Origin of the sequence: Bartonella bacilliformis Ver097, assembly GCF_000709795.1 — a bacterium.
In the GTDB taxonomy this organism is placed as follows: Bacteria; Pseudomonadota; Alphaproteobacteria; order Rhizobiales; family Rhizobiaceae; genus Bartonella; species Bartonella bacilliformis_A.
This window is the reverse complement of record NZ_KL503802.1, coordinates 386,636-403,305: the sequence shown is the minus strand read 5'-3', so window position 1 is coordinate 403,305 and position 16,670 is coordinate 386,636. Positions and strand designations below refer to the sequence as shown.

The window sequence follows — 16,670 nt, the reverse complement described above, 5'->3', positions numbered from 1 at the left end:
TAAGATTATTGCGAGCAGGGTGCCTGATAAAAATGACCTTGACCATCAGAATATTTACATAATTGGATAGATTGCGGACAAGGGGCTTGATACTGCTTCCCTTGGCTATTCTGATAGGTACACATGGGTGACGCTTTTTGTGCATTTTTCTTCTTTTTTTGTTTGTTCTTAGCAATCCCAGCAGTTGTCCCTACAAGAGTACCAAGTGTTGCACCAACAACTGTTCCCTCTGTTGTACCTGTTAACGCCGATCCTGCTATAGCTCCCAATGCAGCGCCCCCGGCACCATATTCCGCGGTTCTTCGTTCAGCAATTGTACAGGCAACAGAACTTAACCCAACGAGCGAGACGACTATCATTGTCAAAATTGGTTTTAACATCTCAAAATTCTTTCCTTGTAAAAACTAAATAATCATATTTTTGACATCAGCGCTGTTTCTTCTAACTGTCCCTGTTTCATTTATAAACAAGAACAGTTCTGTAGAGACAGTGACAGACAGCAATATTATGCTTCACCCAAATATAAATAACAAGAAAAATTCTACACCCATATATAGGGTCCGCGCTTTGATATCAGCCTCGATATCAATATGGAATTTCTCCCCTCTTCTTTGTTTTGTAGGCACGCTTCCCTTATAAAATAAGAGCAATATTATTAAAGTATAGTTTAAGAACCAATAGTGGTTCTATCAAATATCAATGACAGGAAAATTGCCAAAACTTACAATAGGTTCATACTATTGCATGAATAAATTTTCTCTTCCCATCACTATTTTATAAACACACTTCATTGCAGACAATAAATAACACTACGAAACAGGAAGCGAGGCTAATAATATGGCTTTACCAGAGCGTAACTGACAAGAAAAAGTTCCACAAACACGATTGGACAAGGTTAAAGAAGACCCAAAAGAGACGGTATATTCAAAAAGTGGCCATTGCACACCGGACATGGTTAAACCCTGCAAATCAGAAAATCCAATCAGACTAAACAAACACCCATCGGGTAAATCACACGAAAAAGGTTGCGGCACAATTGGCCACCCTTCCTCATCCCCACTGGTTAATAAGACAGAAAGGCCTTTTTCCGTCATCGCAATTGCTTGTGTCATATGAGAAAGGCTATGGTCACTTCTTGCCCCACCAAAAGCGCCACATAAAATAATTCGTTGCGCTCCTTGGCTTAAAGCTTTCTTACATGCCGAATCCCCATCAGTTGCATCTTTTTTAACAGAAAAAACCTCCCGGGGAACATCACAATATTGCTGAAATAAAGCCTGATTTGTAGAATCAAAATCCCCCACCCAAAGCTCAGGTTTCACATTTAATGGAGCAGCGTGGCGCATTCCACCATCAGCAGCGATCACCCGACTGTCACGAATTTGCGTACGTAACCGATCTGTGGGAGAAATATCCCCACCTAACAATATTGTAAATGTTTTCATGACATATTATGCCTTTCATTAAACCTCTTTGATTGATTTTTATAGACTATGATCTGAAGCAACCAAAAAGATCCTTGGTGTCATTCTTGGAAGCATTTTGGGAGGTATTCTTTAGATTGTGAGCAAGAACATAAAAACGCACAGAGATAAACAAAATTCTTTAGAGAAAGCCAATCAAATGAAGTGCATAATGAGTATAAGCATGAAATTGTTTCAGTATAGACTCTCTTTTTGCAGAAAAATTTATACCGCCATGATCATGAGCTTCATACTCTTTCTGCCCGCTTGTTATAGCAATTTTCATGTCAATAATCTTTTTGATTTTTCAGAATCTTCATCACACAAAACCACCAATGAGGAGGATACCTATGCCACATTAGTGGCTGCACATCATCCACGCATCTTACAAGCCCATGGAGGCACCTATCGCAACCCAAAACTTGAGCATATTTTAGCCAACATTATCAGCAAATTGGCCGCTGTTTCCTATGATCCTAACCAAACCTACCGTATGACGATCTTAGACTCAACAAATATTAATGCTTTTGCTTTACCAGGCGGTTATATCTACGTGACCCGTGGCATGCTAACGTTAGCCAATGACTCTTCAGAAGTTGCAGCGATTTTGGCTCATGAAATTGCCCATATCACAGCTAATCACGGCATTTTGCGCTTCCAAAAAGAAGCAGAACTTAGACGCGCAGATCACCTTCCCAGACATATTTTACCCTCTGCAAATACCAAACCTCATGACACACTGAATGATCAACAAAAACTCGCGCAATTTTCTCGTAATCAAGAGCTTCAAGCCGATTCTATCGGGATCGAAATGCTTGCGCAAGCCGGATATGATCCCTTTGCGTTACCGCGCTTTCTTAAATCTATGGAAGCTTATAACACCTTTCGCAATCTATCAAGTAATACACAATCTTCTTTAAATTTTTTAGCAACACACCCAACAACACCGAAGCGAATCAATCTTGCCATGGAAAAAGCTCGTACCTTTAAGACAGCAAAGATTGCAAGCACAGATCGCAGTGTCTTCCTAAAATCTATTGATGGTATAATTTTTAGTGGGAGCCTGCATGAGGGGTATGTCCGAGGAAAAAATTTCATCCATCCACAATTGCGCATTACTTTTTCTGTCCCCAACACTTTCACCATAGAAACCCACACCAACACTGTCGTAGCTAGTGGTCCAAACAAGATCGCCTTTCGTTTTGATGCCGTTTCTTTAGCAGAAAATATATCGGCAAGCGATTATCTCAAAAGTGGGTGGATGACAGGCCTTGATGAATCTTCTATTCAACCTATAACCATTCAAGGCTTAAAGGCAGCGCATGCTTATGCATCGAATGAAAATTGGCAATTTGATGTCGTGGTTATCTCGATGAATAATCAAGTTTTCCGTTTAATCACAGCAGCCCCTCATCAATCATCAAATTTTCATTCTATTGCGCACAACATCACGCACAGTTTCCGTTCTCTTTCACGGGAAGATTTACAAAAGCTTAAACCCCTCAAAATACGTGTGACTCGTGTTAAACAAGGGAACAGTATCGCAAGCCTTGCTTATCAGATGCAAGAAACACCTCATCAAGAAGAGCTTTTCCGTATTATTAATGGGCTCTCTTCAGAGGAAATCTTACATGTGGGAAGCTTTGTAAAAATTATCGCTGAATAGAAATCCTCTCTCTCCCTTTCTCTCTTTGTTTTCCAAAACCACCTCCCTGTTTTGGCACACAAAGAGAGAAACCTATATATTTAAAGATCATAAGCCTCTTCTGAATTAACTGTCAGCAAAGCACGGCGCAGTTTTTGCAAAGCACGCACTTCAATTTGCCGTACCCGCTCCTTCGAAATTCCAAGTCTCTCCCCTAAAGATTCCAAAGTCGCGCTTTCATCATTTAAACGACGAAAACGAATAATTTCCATTTCACGTTCATTGAGAATTTGTAAGGCATCATAAAGCCACTGCGTCCGTCGCTGTCCATCAATAGTTTTTTCAATTAAAGTATCAGGAAGAGGATGCTCATCAACTAAAGTATCAATTTTAGTAACTGGACTTTCCTCATTTTCTGAAATAGAAACACTCAAAGAATTGTCAGCCCCAGAAAAGCGGAAATCCATTCTCTCAACATCACTGACTGGTACACTTAACTTTTCAGCAATGGTACGAAAGATATCTTGTTTCGTCAAAGTACTATCCTCTTGAACCAATTGAGCTCGCAAACGCCGAAGATTAAAAAACAGAGCTTTTTGTGAAGAGCTGGTTCCCCCACGAACAATTGACCAATTGCGTAAAATGTAATCTTGAATAGAAGCCCGTATCCACCATGTCGCATAAGTTGAAAAACGAACTTCCCGATCTGGTTCGAAACGTGCAGCAGCCTCTAACAGCCCGACATAACCTTCTTGCACTAAATCCCCTAAAGGCATTTTAAACCGTTTAAAACGACTTGCGATTGAAATTACCAAACGCATATGCGCGGCTGCAATTTGGTGCATTGCCTCATCATCACGTTTATCTTTCCAGCGCAGTGCTAAATCATACTCTTTCTTGCGCTCTAGATAAGGTGCCTGCATGGCAGAACGCACCATATCTCTTCCTAAACTTCCATCAGTATCATAATTTTTGCTGTTTCTATACCCAGCATTCGAAAGACTACCCATGACAATCCTCAATATTGAAATTATCAAACATGATCCGACAACAATGCATCCGCTATCTTCATAGAAGAACGCAAAAGTTGTTTAGATGATCATGTACTACTTTAAAGTGTTTTTTACAATCTTAAATTGTTTTTATTTTTACAATACGTCACGATTTCTAAAAATCTAAATCATAAAAAATCAGAAAAATGAGGAATAAAAACAGACTTATTTGCTAAATAAATATCTTTAACGGTGTATTTTGAAATTTATTATTTATTTTTATCATTCAATTTTAAACAACCTATGAGTGTTTTATGGATATCAAATGCCATAAAACACAAAAAGATAATTCCTAAAGTCAAAATACTTTAAAGAAACGTCAAAACACCGTAAGAGTGATTGAAGAAAATGCTATAAATATGTTAAAGGGGCAATAAGGAATTCAATAGGCTCTTCATTGTTGAAAGCAGCCTTTTGTTTAAAGGCACTTAGAAAGAAAAACACTCATGAATAACGAAATAACTCAAAAGAATAATGTTTTAACTGAAAAACATGAAAAGGGCAGATTTGAAGGATTTCGTTTTTACGCCCACCCAAGTGCAACACAAGAATTTCAATCAGAACAGGAGCATAATCCTGCAAGTGATGAAGATTTAGAACTTGCTTTTTCTCAACGTGCTACACGCTTTTGTGCTTCAGCGAATGGAGATTTTACCATCAGTTCTGATGGCATTGTGCGTTGGATCGGACAAACCGTTGGAAAACTTGCCCCAACAGAAGATATTTTAAAACCCAAAGTCATTCTTTTAGCCGATACGCAATTAAACGGGGAAAATCGAGATAAAGTCGTTACACGGTTAGAACGTTTTGTGATCTTTCACTTTGAAAGCACTCTAAAACCTCTTTTTGATCTACGTAATGCTGAAACTCTAACGGATTCAACACGTGGTCTTGCCATACAACTTGCCAATTCTTTGGGAATTTTACCACGATGGAAAGTTGCTGAGCATGTTAAAAATCTTGATCAACAATCACGCGCCGTGCTGCGGCAACTTGGTGTACGCTTTGGTGCTTTTCATATTTATGTCACAGCCATTCTCAAACCCGCTTCGGTTCAAGCCATGGCTTTACTCTGGAATCTCAAAAATGATACCTGTAACCCCATAGGTTTTAGTGAAATCCTTGCTGCCTTGGCCGCTGGACGCACCTCATTAGTCGTTGATTCGACTTATAATCCAAAATTATACGCCCTGGCCGGATATAAAATTTTAAAACAGCGCGCTGTACGCATTGATATTTTAGAACGTCTCGCTAGCCTTATCCGCCTTGCGCTTAAGTGGAAACCTGGTACCGGTCCCAGACCTGAAGGGGCTTACGATGGCAAAAGTTTTTTTGTCACCCCAACGATGATGTCTATTCTTGGGGCTAATGGCACCGATATGGAAGAAATTCTCCAAGGTCTTAGCTATCAGTCACACCCTTGCAGCCCTGATATGTTTGAAAAAGTTCTCTCTTCTTTTGACAATGATCCCCTAACCACACAGAGTTGTCCTGAAGCAGAGTTTGTTGGTGATCAATGGCAAATAATAGCAATGTCAGACACACCACAGAACAATGAAAAAGATGCTGACAAATCATCTTGTGCTGTAGAAGCTTTTCCAGAAGCAGAGCCCATTGGCAATTTCGCTGATTATAAACACACGACAGAAAGTAATAAAATTATTTTATTATGGCGTTATAATCACCAACGCACACATCACACACAAAACAACCATAATAAATTTGGACAAAAACGACAGGATCAATACAAAAAAGCATTTAAAACAAAGAACAATACAACAAATAAAATTTTTCATAACAACGTATCGCATCCTCAAAAAGACGCATTGTTTATCCATAAAGATGCACCGCATAAAAAACGCAGCTATGAGAAGAACAATTTTCAAGGTGATTTCTCGAAGAAAAAATTCTCACATGAGCGCAATGACCCCGATCCTGATTCACCTTTTGCAAAATTAGCGGTACTCCGTAACCAGTTCATAAGCAATAAGAAAGCAAACAACGCTCCTTTTAAAGATGATTAGAATGGGAAATGGAGTTTAATCTTGACTTATGTTGTTACTGATAATTGTATTGCATGCAAATACACAGATTGTGTTGAAGTCTGCCCTGTTGATTGTTTCTATGAGGGAGAAAATATGCTGGTCATTCATCCAGATGAATGTATCGATTGTGGTGTATGCGAACCAGAATGCCCTGCTGAAGCGATTAAGCCTGATACAGAACCAGGGCTAGAACAATGGCTAGAGCTTAATCTTAACTACGCAACCAAATGGCCTAACTTAAGCACTCAAAAACCTCCTCTGCCAAACGCAAAAGAAATGGATGGTATTCCTAATAAATTAGAAAAGTATTTTTCAGAAAATCCAGGCAATGATCAATAATATTGACGAAATGCTAGAAATATTTCTACAAAATTCAAGAGCTTTTCTATGAAAAATATTAACCGAAATGATTGATTTTTTTCATTAAAGGTGTTAACAATACTTTAAATTTCCTAAATATTCACTCTTGACTTTTTTGTTATCAAATTGGGACTTTTCTCTTGTTATTAAAAGCACTTAACTTTTATGCTCCATCAAATAAATAACAGATACAGTTCAGAACACTCAGCTTCTAAGCATTTTAACTTGTTTTCCAACGGTCCAGTTGGTAACAAAGGGAGTAAATGAAAATATGGTATCCCAGCAAAAAAAGACCTCTCATGGATTCTCCACTTCTGAATATATCGTTTACCCTACCCATGGCGTGGGACAGATTATAGCGATTGAAGAGCAAGAAGTTGCAGGACATAAATTGGAGCTTTTTGTTATCCATTTCGCAAAAGACAAAATGGATGTAAAGGTTCCTATCGCAAAAGCCCTTTCAACTGGAATGCGTAAATTATCTGAAGCAGCTTCTGTTGAAAAAGCCCTTAAAATCCTACGAGGGAAAGCGCGGGTAAAACGCACCATGTGGTCACGTCGCGCACAAGAATATGACACAAAGATTAATTCAGGAAATTTCATGTTTATCGCTGAAGTGGTGCGTGATCTTTTTCGTTCAGACCTGCAACCTGAACAATCTTATTCTGAGCGTCAACTTTATGCTGCAGCTCTTGACCGGATGTCTCGCGAAATTTCTGTCATCAATAACCTCTCTGAAACAGAGGCCGTTAATTTGATAGAGAAGCATCTGAACGAAGGACAAAAAAGCAGCTTTAAAGCTAAAATAGATGAAGCAGATGAAAACAGCAAAGCTGTCTGTGCAGCATAGAAAACTGTGGAATCAACAAAATCAAATAGATTAATAGCTGATTTTTTGTGAGCGTTTGGTTTTCACATTCTTTATAAATACTTTATTTAACTTTGAAGTTAGCAGTGAAAAAAAGATCTTTTGAGTCGTAAACTTGCACATCTCTCCCCTATAAGGCAGAAATATGCAAACACTTTTCCTGTAAACAGTAAGCTTTTTATAGAAAGAGCTTTACGCAAGACAAAAGTCTGCGTTTTCATATACAATTCTGATCAGTATCTCTCAAAAACCCCCATGAATGTCTTCTTGAATTAAAAGATACTAAAAGCACATTCAAGGCAAGCTTATACTGAATTTTTAGGGATTAAAATCGAACGTCCACGGTACATACCCGTTTTCAAATCAATATGATGAGGGCGCCGCAATTCACCAGAATCTTTATCCTCAACATAAGTCGGGGCTTTAAGGGCATCAGCCGAACGACGCATACCACGTTTTGACGGAGAAGTTTTTCGTTTAGGTACAGCCATAAATGGATACTCCAAATAAAAAAACAGACAGCGCTCAACGATAGCAGCTTCTGGACATAATGTAATAAATTTTATTCCTCTATACACTGATTAAAGCCTTTTGACCAGACTTTCATTTAATTTTTTATCTGGTTAGCATAATTTATAAATCCCTAAAGTTTCAAGTCTTACTACCAAAGCCTTATTCTTAACGAAGACAATGTGTATAGGCCCCTGAAAAAATAATACGCTGCTCAATCATCCGAGACAAAGCCAAAAAATGATCTGTAGGTTGATGTGGGTTGCGTGCATAAGGATTTGGCAAACTAGCTACCAAAGCGGCAACCTGTTGAACAGTTAACGCACGTGCAGACCTTTTAAAATAATAAAAGGCTGCAGCTTCTATCCCATAAATTCCAGGCCCCCATTCTGCAATATTGATGTAAATTTCCATAATGCGTTTTTTGGATAAAAGAAAATCAGCAATAAGAGAATAAAAAATCTCGAACCCCTTGCGTACATAGGAGCGATGAGACCAAAGAAAAAGATTTTTAACAACTTGCATGGTGATGGTTGACCCACCTCGCCAGGGCCTTGTTTTATCCCTTAAAATGGTCATCAACACACTCCAATCTACCCCATAGTGACGGCAAAAATTCCCATCCTCAGACACAACGATCCCTGCAGGCCCTGCAAAAGAAACATCAGCAAGGGCAACCCATTCACGCTGATAAGAATCTCGTGTTAAAATATCACGCATCATCAAAGTAGAAACAGGGTGAACGAAAGTCAAACGATAGATTAGTAATAAGATAATCGGTAAAAACAGCAAACACAAAAGAGGATAAACAACGAAAGTACGCACTTTACAACACCACCGCTTTTGCGAATCATCTTGTCTTTTTTTCACAAAGCTCAAGACCATGAAAATAACCATTCCATTCTTTGTCTTCCTATCATAAAAAGAGTGATCTCACTTTACAAAAAATAAAGGAAGCAATCATGCATGAATTCACAACCCTTCTTGCAAAACATGCTGACGCTGTGAAACAAAGGCTGAACATGCTTTTAAACAATCACGTGCAAAAGGGTGAAATTGCTCGCCCCGAGCTCTTACTGCAAGCCATGCGTTATGGTGTTTTGAATGGTGGCAAATGCTTGCGTCCTTTTTTTGTTATCCAAAGTGCTGCACTTTTTGATGTTCCCTCCGAACATGCGCTTGATGTCGGCGTAGCGTTAGAATGCATCCATTGTTATTCGCTCATTCATGATGACCTTCCTGCTATGGATAACGATATTTTACGACGTGGTAAACCTACTGTTCATAAAGCTTTTGACGAAGCCACAGCAATTCTTGCAGGCAATGCCCTACTTACTTTTGCGTTTGAAATTATTGCACACAAAGCCTGTGCCCTGCTCCCTCAAACCAGACTGAACCTCATTACAGCTCTGGCACAAGCCGCAGGACTTGGCGGCATGATTGGCGGTCAGATCCTTGACCTTGAAGCAGAAAAAAAACCGAGAGACCGCACAGAAATCCTCACTTTGCAACGTATGAAAACAGCCGCATTGATAAGTTTTTCTTGCCAAGCCGGCGCCATAATGGGCGGTGCTTCCGCACCCATAACCCAACAATTCGCCAATTTTGGTACACAAATTGGCCTCGCATTTCAATTAACAGATGATCTTCTCGATGTCACCAGCAGCACTGAAATTCTAGGAAAAACTGCTGGAAAAGATAAAGTTGCCAACAAAGCGACACTGGTTAATATTGATGGCATTGCAGAAACACAAAAAAAACGAGATACACTAATCCATGACGCTGTAAAGTTTCTTAACCCTTTTGGTGACAAAGCTTTCCCGCTGCGACAAGCCGCCTATTTTATTGCAACACGCAAACATTAAAGACTTTTAAAACCGTAAAGTTTCTTAACCCTTTTGGTAACAAAGCTCTTCCCCTGCAACAAACTGTCTATTTTAATTGCAACACACAAATATTTAAAAACTGTATCTGTTCATATACCATGCCGTACAAATAGGTAAAGAATAGAATAATGGAAATACAAGAACCAACACACCTAAAGGGTTATCAAGCATCCTATCAAAGCAATCTTGCACACTAAAAAAATGTGCGACCAAAACTAACATACCAAAATGGTGATAAGAGCTAACACGTTAAAGCAATCTTCTATCTTCTGATTGAGCTCTTCTTAAGCCCTTTTGTATTCATGCTGTCCAAAGCGAGTATGGATATAATTACTCAAAATCTCTTCAAATTCTTCTGCAATATGGTGACCACGCAACACCTTTACCTTTTTTCCTTCAATAAATACAGGGGCTGCTGGCAACTCTCCTGTTCCAGGTAAGGAAATACCAATATCAGCATGTTTTGATTCCCCAGGTCCATTGACGATACAGCCCATAACAGCCACTTTTAAGCATTCAATCCCAGGGTATTTTTCACGCCAAATTGGCATATTTTTACGTAAATCAGCTTCGATTCTTTGCGCCAATGTTTGAAAAACCGTCGAGGTTGTCCGCCCGCATCCAGGGCATGCCGCAACCACAGGCATAAACTGCCGAAATCCCATCACTTGCAAAAGCTCTTGGCATACTTTGACTTCTCGAGTACGATCTCCCCCTGGTTCAGGGGTTAGCGAAATGCGAATCGTATCTCCAATTCCCTGCTGTAATAGAATTCCCAAAGCCACAGAAGAAGCAACTACTCCCTTGGTTCCCATACCTGCTTCCGTTAATCCAACATGAAGGGCATGGTCAGAACGCTTCGCTAAGAGAGTGTATACAGCAATGAGATCTTGCACATCGCTTACTTTTGCTGACAGAATAATCTTATCCCGTCTCAAACCCATCTTTTCAGCAGCAAAAGCTGAATGAAGCGCAGACTGAATCACAGCTTCCCGCATGACTTCTGCCGTTGATAAAGGCTTTTCTTGTTGTGCATTTTCATCCATAAGCTGCGTCAACAACGCTTCATCTAAAGATCCCCAATTCACCCCAATGCGTATGGGTTTATTATACTGGCAAGCAATCTCAATAATCTGACTAAATTGCTGATCCTTTTTGGTACCAAAACCGACATTGCCAGGATTAATCCGATATTTTGCCAGCGCTTGCGCACATGCAGGATGCTGAACCAAAAGCTTATGCCCAATATAATGAAAATCTCCCACCAAAGGAACAAAAATGCCCAATCGTTCTAACCTCTCCCGTATTTTAGGAACAGCGGCGGCGGCTTCATCACGGTCAACAGTTATCCGCACCAATTGCGACCCTGCACGCCAGAGTGCACTGACTTGCATCACCGTGGCATCAATATCAGCCGTGTCCGTATTGGTCATAGATTGAACAACAATTGGATGATCACCGCCAACCCCTACATCCCCAACCATCACCGCAACAGACCGGCGACGTTCTGAAAGCTTCGATAAATAATAGGCCGTGCTCATTAGCTCCTCATCGCTCCCAAACTCTAATCCTCATGACTCCTTCACATTATTTTTATGGCAATTCTTATAACCCCATTTTTATAACTATCTCTCACGGCAATAGCTATCATGTCTATTTCAAAAATAGATTGGAGTGATCACTCATTATTTATGACCTTCACGCAACAGCCTCAATTAGGAACAAGTAAAGCTACACACCTATTTTATTTATACCCTTGATGCAAGAAGACAAAAATTAAAAATGCACCGTACATTTAAACAATAAGCACACAGAAATTAACCATTGGTATTCTCACAACAACAACGATTTTTTATAACATATCTAACTGTTTAAAACACAGCAATAAAGAACCATCCTTCTCTTGGAATAGAAAAGAGAAAAGACCATAAGAAAAGCCTTAAAGGGGGATAAAACTCAAGCATACGTGATCGATCATCACATATCTTGGTGTCTTGATAAATCAACTTTTGATATGGATAGACAAAATAGGTTAACCCTTCATGGATCAACTCCTTAATATGAATCAACAGGGACAGAGGATCATTCTTCTAGAGACGTGGCTTGCGCGGCAGTATCAACATAGGTCACCACAGACATCCCAGGGATAAGCCGATCAATTCTCGATTGCTCCGGATCCAAAGCAATGCGAACAGAAACACGCTGAGCAACTTTGATGAAATTGCCAATCGCCTTATCTGTTTTTAAGAATGAAAATTCCGAACCCGTTGCAGGAGCAAAACTCACCACACGACCCGTTAATTTTTGATTATTTAACGCATCAACAGAAAAAACAACAGGTTGCCCAACACGCATACGAGACAATTGTGTTTCCTTATAGTGAGCAAGAATCCAAATATCATCAGAAATGACAATGACCAACTGCGTCCCCGGCATAACATATTGCCCCACCTTTACACCAACCAACCCAATATAACCCGTGTCAGGAGAGATAATTTTCGTATGAGAAAGATTAAGCTCTGCTAATTCAACTCCAGCGCGTGCTCCCATAATATCAAATTGCAAACTTTGCTGTTCAAGATCGAGTTGTTTTTGCAATTGATATTTCATTTCAAGTGTCGCCAACGATTGTGAAAGAGAAGGGACTGTATGAAACGGTTTGTTAGTGTCTAATACTTGAGACTTAGAAGCCAATACCTCTTGAAGATGAGCAAGCTCAGCTTCTGCTATCTTAATTTCCTCTTGTAGAGCTTCAACCTTTAATAGAATATGTGCAAGTTTTGTATTTTTTGAATCAAGGTTTGCCTTTGCTCGAACTAACTGTTGCTGAAAAACAGCATCATCCAATTCAAACAAAACTTGTCCCCTTTCAACCCTTTGATAATCTTGCACATGAATACGTGCAATTACTCCAGAGATCTGCGAACTAATCGGTGTCACATTTCCCTTAATTGCAGCATTATTCGTGACCTGAATTGCACTTACAAATGGCGGAAGTTGCCAAGCCCATAAAATCAGTAGAATCCCAACAATACCTGATATAAATGCGACACTTGTCGACTTTGACCGTAATGCCCGGATCATCTTTGTTTACTTTTCTTCACGGATATTATTATCTTGCTTTTTGGATTTTCCTCCAAAGTGCAAAAAAGCGTGATCTATAAAATATTTTGACAATGAAAATAACCAATACAATAGTTGCAATATAAAAATAAAGCCGAAAAACATCATCATAAGCCAAAATATTGGCTGTCAATTTAAGATGCTCAATCAAACTAGATACGCTTTGTATATCACCCATGCTCAGAATACTATTATCAATCTCATTGGCAATAAGCGGATCCGTTATCATAATATTCTGCGTTAAGAATTCAAAATGCTTATGAGCAAAAAGAAATTGCAGACTACCGAAAAAGGCTGCACTCATCAGTCCACCTGTTACCTGTGTTAGCAAGAAAACAGCAATAAAACTCAAAACATAACGAGGACCCCGTGCATTCGCTGTCACAAACCCATTAAAAAGAGCAGGTGGCAAAAAGAGAGCATAGCCAAAACCTATCAGCCCTTGACTCACCATCATATCAACTGGACGAGTTAATTCATTCACATAACTGTCTAAATAAGACCCAAGTGCCAAACAGCTTACAGACACAAGATAAAAATAATCTTCGCGCCCTGCACGTAAAAAAAAGACACAGACCGCTCCTCCTAAAAGAGTTCCGATAGTGATAGCGACATACATAGGCGCCATATCATGATTTAACAAACCAAAAAGACTAAAAAAATCTGCTGCTAAAGTGGATTGTTCTAATAAAAAAATTCGAAAAACCAATAACACCAAAACAACCTGCAGCATTTCCTTACTGACAAGCCAGCGTAAATCAATCAATGGATTGTCTCGATTAAGCTCAAGTATAACTGCAATACTTAAAAATAAAACGGCAAGCGCTAACCCCCAACCGATCCAAGGTGTCTCATACCACCAGTAAAGCTTGCCAACCGACATAACGATAGCATTTAAACCAAGTCCAAACGCAATCAAACCATAACTCACCCAATCAAGCTTGGTAATTACTTTGCTGCGCGCAACAGGTGCAAGTGGAAGAAAATAGATACACCCCAAGCTGATTAAGACAAGCCCCATTTCCATAGCGGAAAGACCAGAAAATCCACCATTTTCTATCAAATGAGGAGAAATTAAACGCGACAAAGGAACCGCTAAAGCTGCATTCATATAATTTAAACTCAAACCAATCGTGAATTTTTTCTCGGGAACAAAGACCTCCATCATATAGATAAATGCCAATGAGGCCATAGGAGCAGCGGCAATTCCAGAAAAAAAGCGAATGATAAGCGCTGAACGCAGATCCGTGACCAATAATTGCAAAGCACAAACCAGAACAAATCCCAAGATCGATAACTCAGCAAAAGCCCGCAACCCAAACTGATAACGGATTTTCACCAACATAATCGTCACACTGACATTAGGTGCCATATAAACAGCGACCAACCATGTCATCTCAGGCAATGTTGCGTGAAAATCGCCAGCAAGCTGACCAATGTTGGACTGAATCATATTCGCCCCAAGGCCACAGGCCCATTGCAAAATAAAAGAGGCAAAAATATACACAAAGCATTTAGGCAAAGGCTCAGCAAAAACAGCACCAAAACCCAAAGAAGACTTAGCTCCCTCAGATACAACCGCGCTCCCCTTGCCGTGCATATCTGTTCTTCCTATCAATATCTGTTATGCACTTGTTGATACACCACAAACTCTTGTTAATTGATGTAAAAAATCTTCCGCTGTGTGGCCAGTTCTCTCACCCAAAGCATTTTCTAATGTTGCCCGAACATTCATAATATGTTGTTCAAGCTCTTCAAAAGCAAAATGATCAACAGCAAGAACCGATTCAGCCAAAAGAGAACAGCGTGAAAGCGTAATTTCAACCACCCCTCCGCCAACAGCAAATAACCATTCCCGAGAAGAAGATACAACACGAACACTTCCCGGGATAAGACTTGCCACTAAAGGTGCGTGATTTGCCATAACTGTTAGATATCCTGAAGCCGAAGGCAGAACAACCGACACAATTTTTTCTGAAAAAACAAGTTTTTCAGGCGAAACAAGTTCGAATAAAAAATGCTCTGCTCTTTTATCTTCCACAGGAACCTCTTGTTCTCTTTACATAAACATTCACTACAAAGCCCTTCTTACGAAGACGCTTCTGCCATTAAACGTTTTCCTTTTTCAATGGCTTCATCGATGGAACCAACCATATAAAAAGCAGCTTCTGGTAAATAATCATAGTCACCTGCACACAAACCTTTAAAGCCTTTGATGGTATCTTCTAAGGATACAAGCTTTCCAGGTGAACCCGTAAAGGCCTCAGCTACATGAAACGGCTGTGAAAGAAAACGTTCAATTCTACGCGCCCGTCCAACCAGCAATTTATCTTCTTCTGACAATTCATCCATACCAAGAATAGCAATAATATCCTGCAAAGCTTTATAACGCTGCAAAATCGTTTGAACCTGACATGCAACTGCATAATGTTCTTCACCAACCACTAATGGATCCAACATGCGCGAAAAAGAATCAAGCGGGTCAACAGCAGGGTAAATCCCCTTTTCCGCAATGGAACGAGAAAGAACTGTTGTCGCATCTAAGTGTGCAAATGATGTTGCAGGTGCAGGATCGGTTAAATCATCAGCGGGAACGTAAATTGCTTGAACAGACGTAATAGACCCTGTTTTGGTACTGGTAATACGCTCTTGCAAAGCACCCATATCTGTTGCTAAAGTTGGCTGATATCCTACAGCTGAAGGAATACGCCCTAAAAGAGCGGAAACTTCTGAACCTGCTTGTGTAAAACGGAAAATATTATCCACAAAGAAAAGCACATCTTGGCCTTCATCACGGAAATTTTCTGCAATGGTCAAACCAGAAAGAGCAACACGTGCACGCGCCCCTGGTGGCTCATTCATTTGTCCATAAACAAGCGCACATTTGGACCCCTTGGTTGAACCATCATTTTCTTTCGGGTTTACATTCACACGGCTTTCGATCATTTCATAATAAAGATCATTGCCTTCTCGTGTTCTTTCTCCCACACCAGCAAAGACTGAATAGCCACCATGAGCTTTTGCAATATTGTTGATCAATTCCATAATCAAAACAGTCTTACCAACACCAGCCCCACCAAAGAGACCAACCTTACCCCCTTTCGAGTAAGGCGCTAACAGGTCAACAACTTTAATACCGGTAACAAGAATTTCTGATTCGGTTGATTGCTCAATATATTCAGGAGCTTTCTGGTGAATGGAGCGTGTTTTCGTCGTCACTATAGGACCTACCTCATCAACAGGCTCACCAATCACATTCATAATACGGCCAAGCGTTGCTTCCCCAACTGGCACACAAATCTGCGTTCCTGTATCAAATACCTTTTGGCCGCGCACAAGACCATCCGTTGTATCCATAGCAATGGTGCGCACTGTATTTTCACCTAAATGCTGCGCAACTTCTAAAATCAACCGATTGCCCAAACGATCTGTTTCTAATGCGTTGAGAATATTAGGCAACTCTCCTTCAAATTGCACATCAACAATAGCACCAATTACCTGCTTAATTTCACCAACCGCTCCTTTACCCCCTTTTTGAGTAAAAGAAGAATCCGTGCGACTAAGAGAATTCTTCACGCTTTGAGAAACCTTTGCGCTTTCTGCAGGCTTCGAAACCGTTGTCTTTGCGCCCAAACGAGCAGCTGGTTTCTTTGCTTCAACTTTCGATGCCTCTTTTTTCGACGTCGCTTCTTTTGCCATCAATCCTTACCTTCTAATA

General features: G+C 40.0%; 15 protein-coding genes. 5 read left to right on the top strand and 10 right to left on the bottom strand.

Annotated elements, in window-relative coordinates; genetic code table 11:
- Positions 1 to 5: 5 nt before the first annotated feature.
- Positions 6 to 380: a glycine zipper 2TM domain-containing protein gene (locus tag H710_RS01635; RefSeq protein WP_041849118.1), complete on the bottom strand. Its 375-nt coding sequence runs from the start codon at positions 378 to 380 to the stop codon at positions 6 to 8.
- A 429-nt stretch (positions 381 to 809) separates the two neighbouring features.
- The gene (locus tag H710_RS01630; RefSeq protein ID WP_041849117.1) at positions 810 to 1,445 is read right to left on the bottom strand and encodes a thiamine diphosphokinase; all 636 of its coding nucleotides are present in this window, start codon (positions 1,443 to 1,445) and stop codon (positions 810 to 812) included.
- Between the two features lie 259 nt (positions 1,446 to 1,704).
- On the opposite strand from H710_RS01630, the gene H710_RS01625 reads away from it, so the two are divergent.
- On the top strand, positions 1,705 to 3,129 hold the full coding sequence (locus tag H710_RS01625) for a M48 family metalloprotease (protein ID WP_414946129.1): 1,425 nt from the start codon (positions 1,705 to 1,707) through the stop codon (positions 3,127 to 3,129).
- An 80-nt stretch (positions 3,130 to 3,209) separates the two neighbouring features.
- Here the strand turns inward: H710_RS01625 and H710_RS01620 are convergent, their stop codons facing one another.
- Entirely contained in the window at positions 3,210 to 4,118 is a 909-nt protein-coding gene (locus H710_RS01620) for an RNA polymerase factor sigma-32 (RefSeq protein WP_041849116.1), read from the bottom strand.
- Between the two features lie 488 nt (positions 4,119 to 4,606).
- On the opposite strand from H710_RS01620, the gene H710_RS01615 reads away from it, so the two are divergent.
- The 3 genes from H710_RS01615 (at position 4,607) to H710_RS01605 (ending at position 7,415) form a co-directional block, all read left to right on the top strand.
- Positions 4,607 to 6,184, top strand: coding sequence for a hypothetical protein (locus tag H710_RS01615; RefSeq protein WP_041849115.1), 1,578 nt, complete (start codon positions 4,607 to 4,609; stop codon positions 6,182 to 6,184).
- 21 nt (positions 6,185 to 6,205) lie between these two features.
- Positions 6,206 to 6,544 (top strand): ferredoxin FdxA, encoded by a 339-nt coding sequence (gene fdxA, locus H710_RS01610; protein ID WP_041849114.1) that lies wholly within the window; start codon positions 6,206 to 6,208, stop codon positions 6,542 to 6,544.
- A 292-nt stretch (positions 6,545 to 6,836) separates the two neighbouring features.
- Positions 6,837 to 7,415: a CarD family transcriptional regulator gene (locus H710_RS01605; RefSeq protein WP_041849113.1), complete on the top strand. Its 579-nt coding sequence runs from the start codon at positions 6,837 to 6,839 to the stop codon at positions 7,413 to 7,415.
- Positions 7,416 to 7,738: 323 nt separating this feature from the next.
- On the opposite strand, the gene rpmF is transcribed toward H710_RS01605, so the two are convergent.
- On the bottom strand, positions 7,739 to 7,924 hold the full coding sequence (rpmF, locus tag H710_RS01600; RefSeq protein WP_041849196.1) for a 50S ribosomal protein L32: 186 nt from the start codon (positions 7,922 to 7,924) through the stop codon (positions 7,739 to 7,741).
- A 187-nt stretch (positions 7,925 to 8,111) separates the two neighbouring features.
- Positions 8,112 to 8,768 (bottom strand): biosynthetic peptidoglycan transglycosylase, encoded by a 657-nt coding sequence (locus tag H710_RS01595; RefSeq protein ID WP_244875575.1) that lies wholly within the window; start codon positions 8,766 to 8,768, stop codon positions 8,112 to 8,114.
- Positions 8,769 to 8,905: 137 nt separating this feature from the next.
- On the opposite strand from H710_RS01595, the gene H710_RS01590 reads away from it, so the two are divergent.
- On the top strand, positions 8,906 to 9,808 hold the full coding sequence (locus H710_RS01590) for a polyprenyl synthetase family protein (RefSeq protein ID WP_041849112.1): 903 nt from the start codon (positions 8,906 to 8,908) through the stop codon (positions 9,806 to 9,808).
- A gap of 305 nt (positions 9,809 to 10,113) precedes the next feature.
- Here H710_RS01590 and ispG read toward each other — a convergent pair whose 3' ends face one another.
- The 5 genes from ispG to atpD all read right to left on the bottom strand — a co-directional run bounded on the left by ispG (position 10,114) and on the right by atpD (position 16,651).
- Positions 10,114 to 11,370: a flavodoxin-dependent (E)-4-hydroxy-3-methylbut-2-enyl-diphosphate synthase gene (ispG, locus tag H710_RS01585; RefSeq protein ID WP_041849111.1), complete on the bottom strand. Its 1,257-nt coding sequence runs from the start codon at positions 11,368 to 11,370 to the stop codon at positions 10,114 to 10,116.
- A 541-nt stretch (positions 11,371 to 11,911) separates the two neighbouring features.
- The gene (locus H710_RS01580; protein WP_041849110.1) at positions 11,912 to 12,913 is read right to left on the bottom strand and encodes an HlyD family secretion protein; all 1,002 of its coding nucleotides are present in this window, start codon (positions 12,911 to 12,913) and stop codon (positions 11,912 to 11,914) included.
- 28 nt (positions 12,914 to 12,941) lie between these two features.
- Entirely contained in the window at positions 12,942 to 14,552 is a 1,611-nt protein-coding gene (locus tag H710_RS01575) for an MFS transporter (RefSeq protein ID WP_041849109.1), read from the bottom strand.
- Between the two features lie 24 nt (positions 14,553 to 14,576).
- Positions 14,577 to 14,993 (bottom strand): ATP synthase F1 subunit epsilon, encoded by a 417-nt coding sequence (atpC, locus tag H710_RS01570; protein WP_041849108.1) that lies wholly within the window; start codon positions 14,991 to 14,993, stop codon positions 14,577 to 14,579.
- 47 nt (positions 14,994 to 15,040) lie between these two features.
- Complete coding sequence (gene atpD, locus H710_RS01565; RefSeq protein ID WP_041849107.1) at positions 15,041 to 16,651, bottom strand: F0F1 ATP synthase subunit beta; 1,611 nt, start codon at positions 16,649 to 16,651, stop codon at positions 15,041 to 15,043.
- Between the last annotated feature and the right edge of the window lie 19 nt (positions 16,652 to 16,670).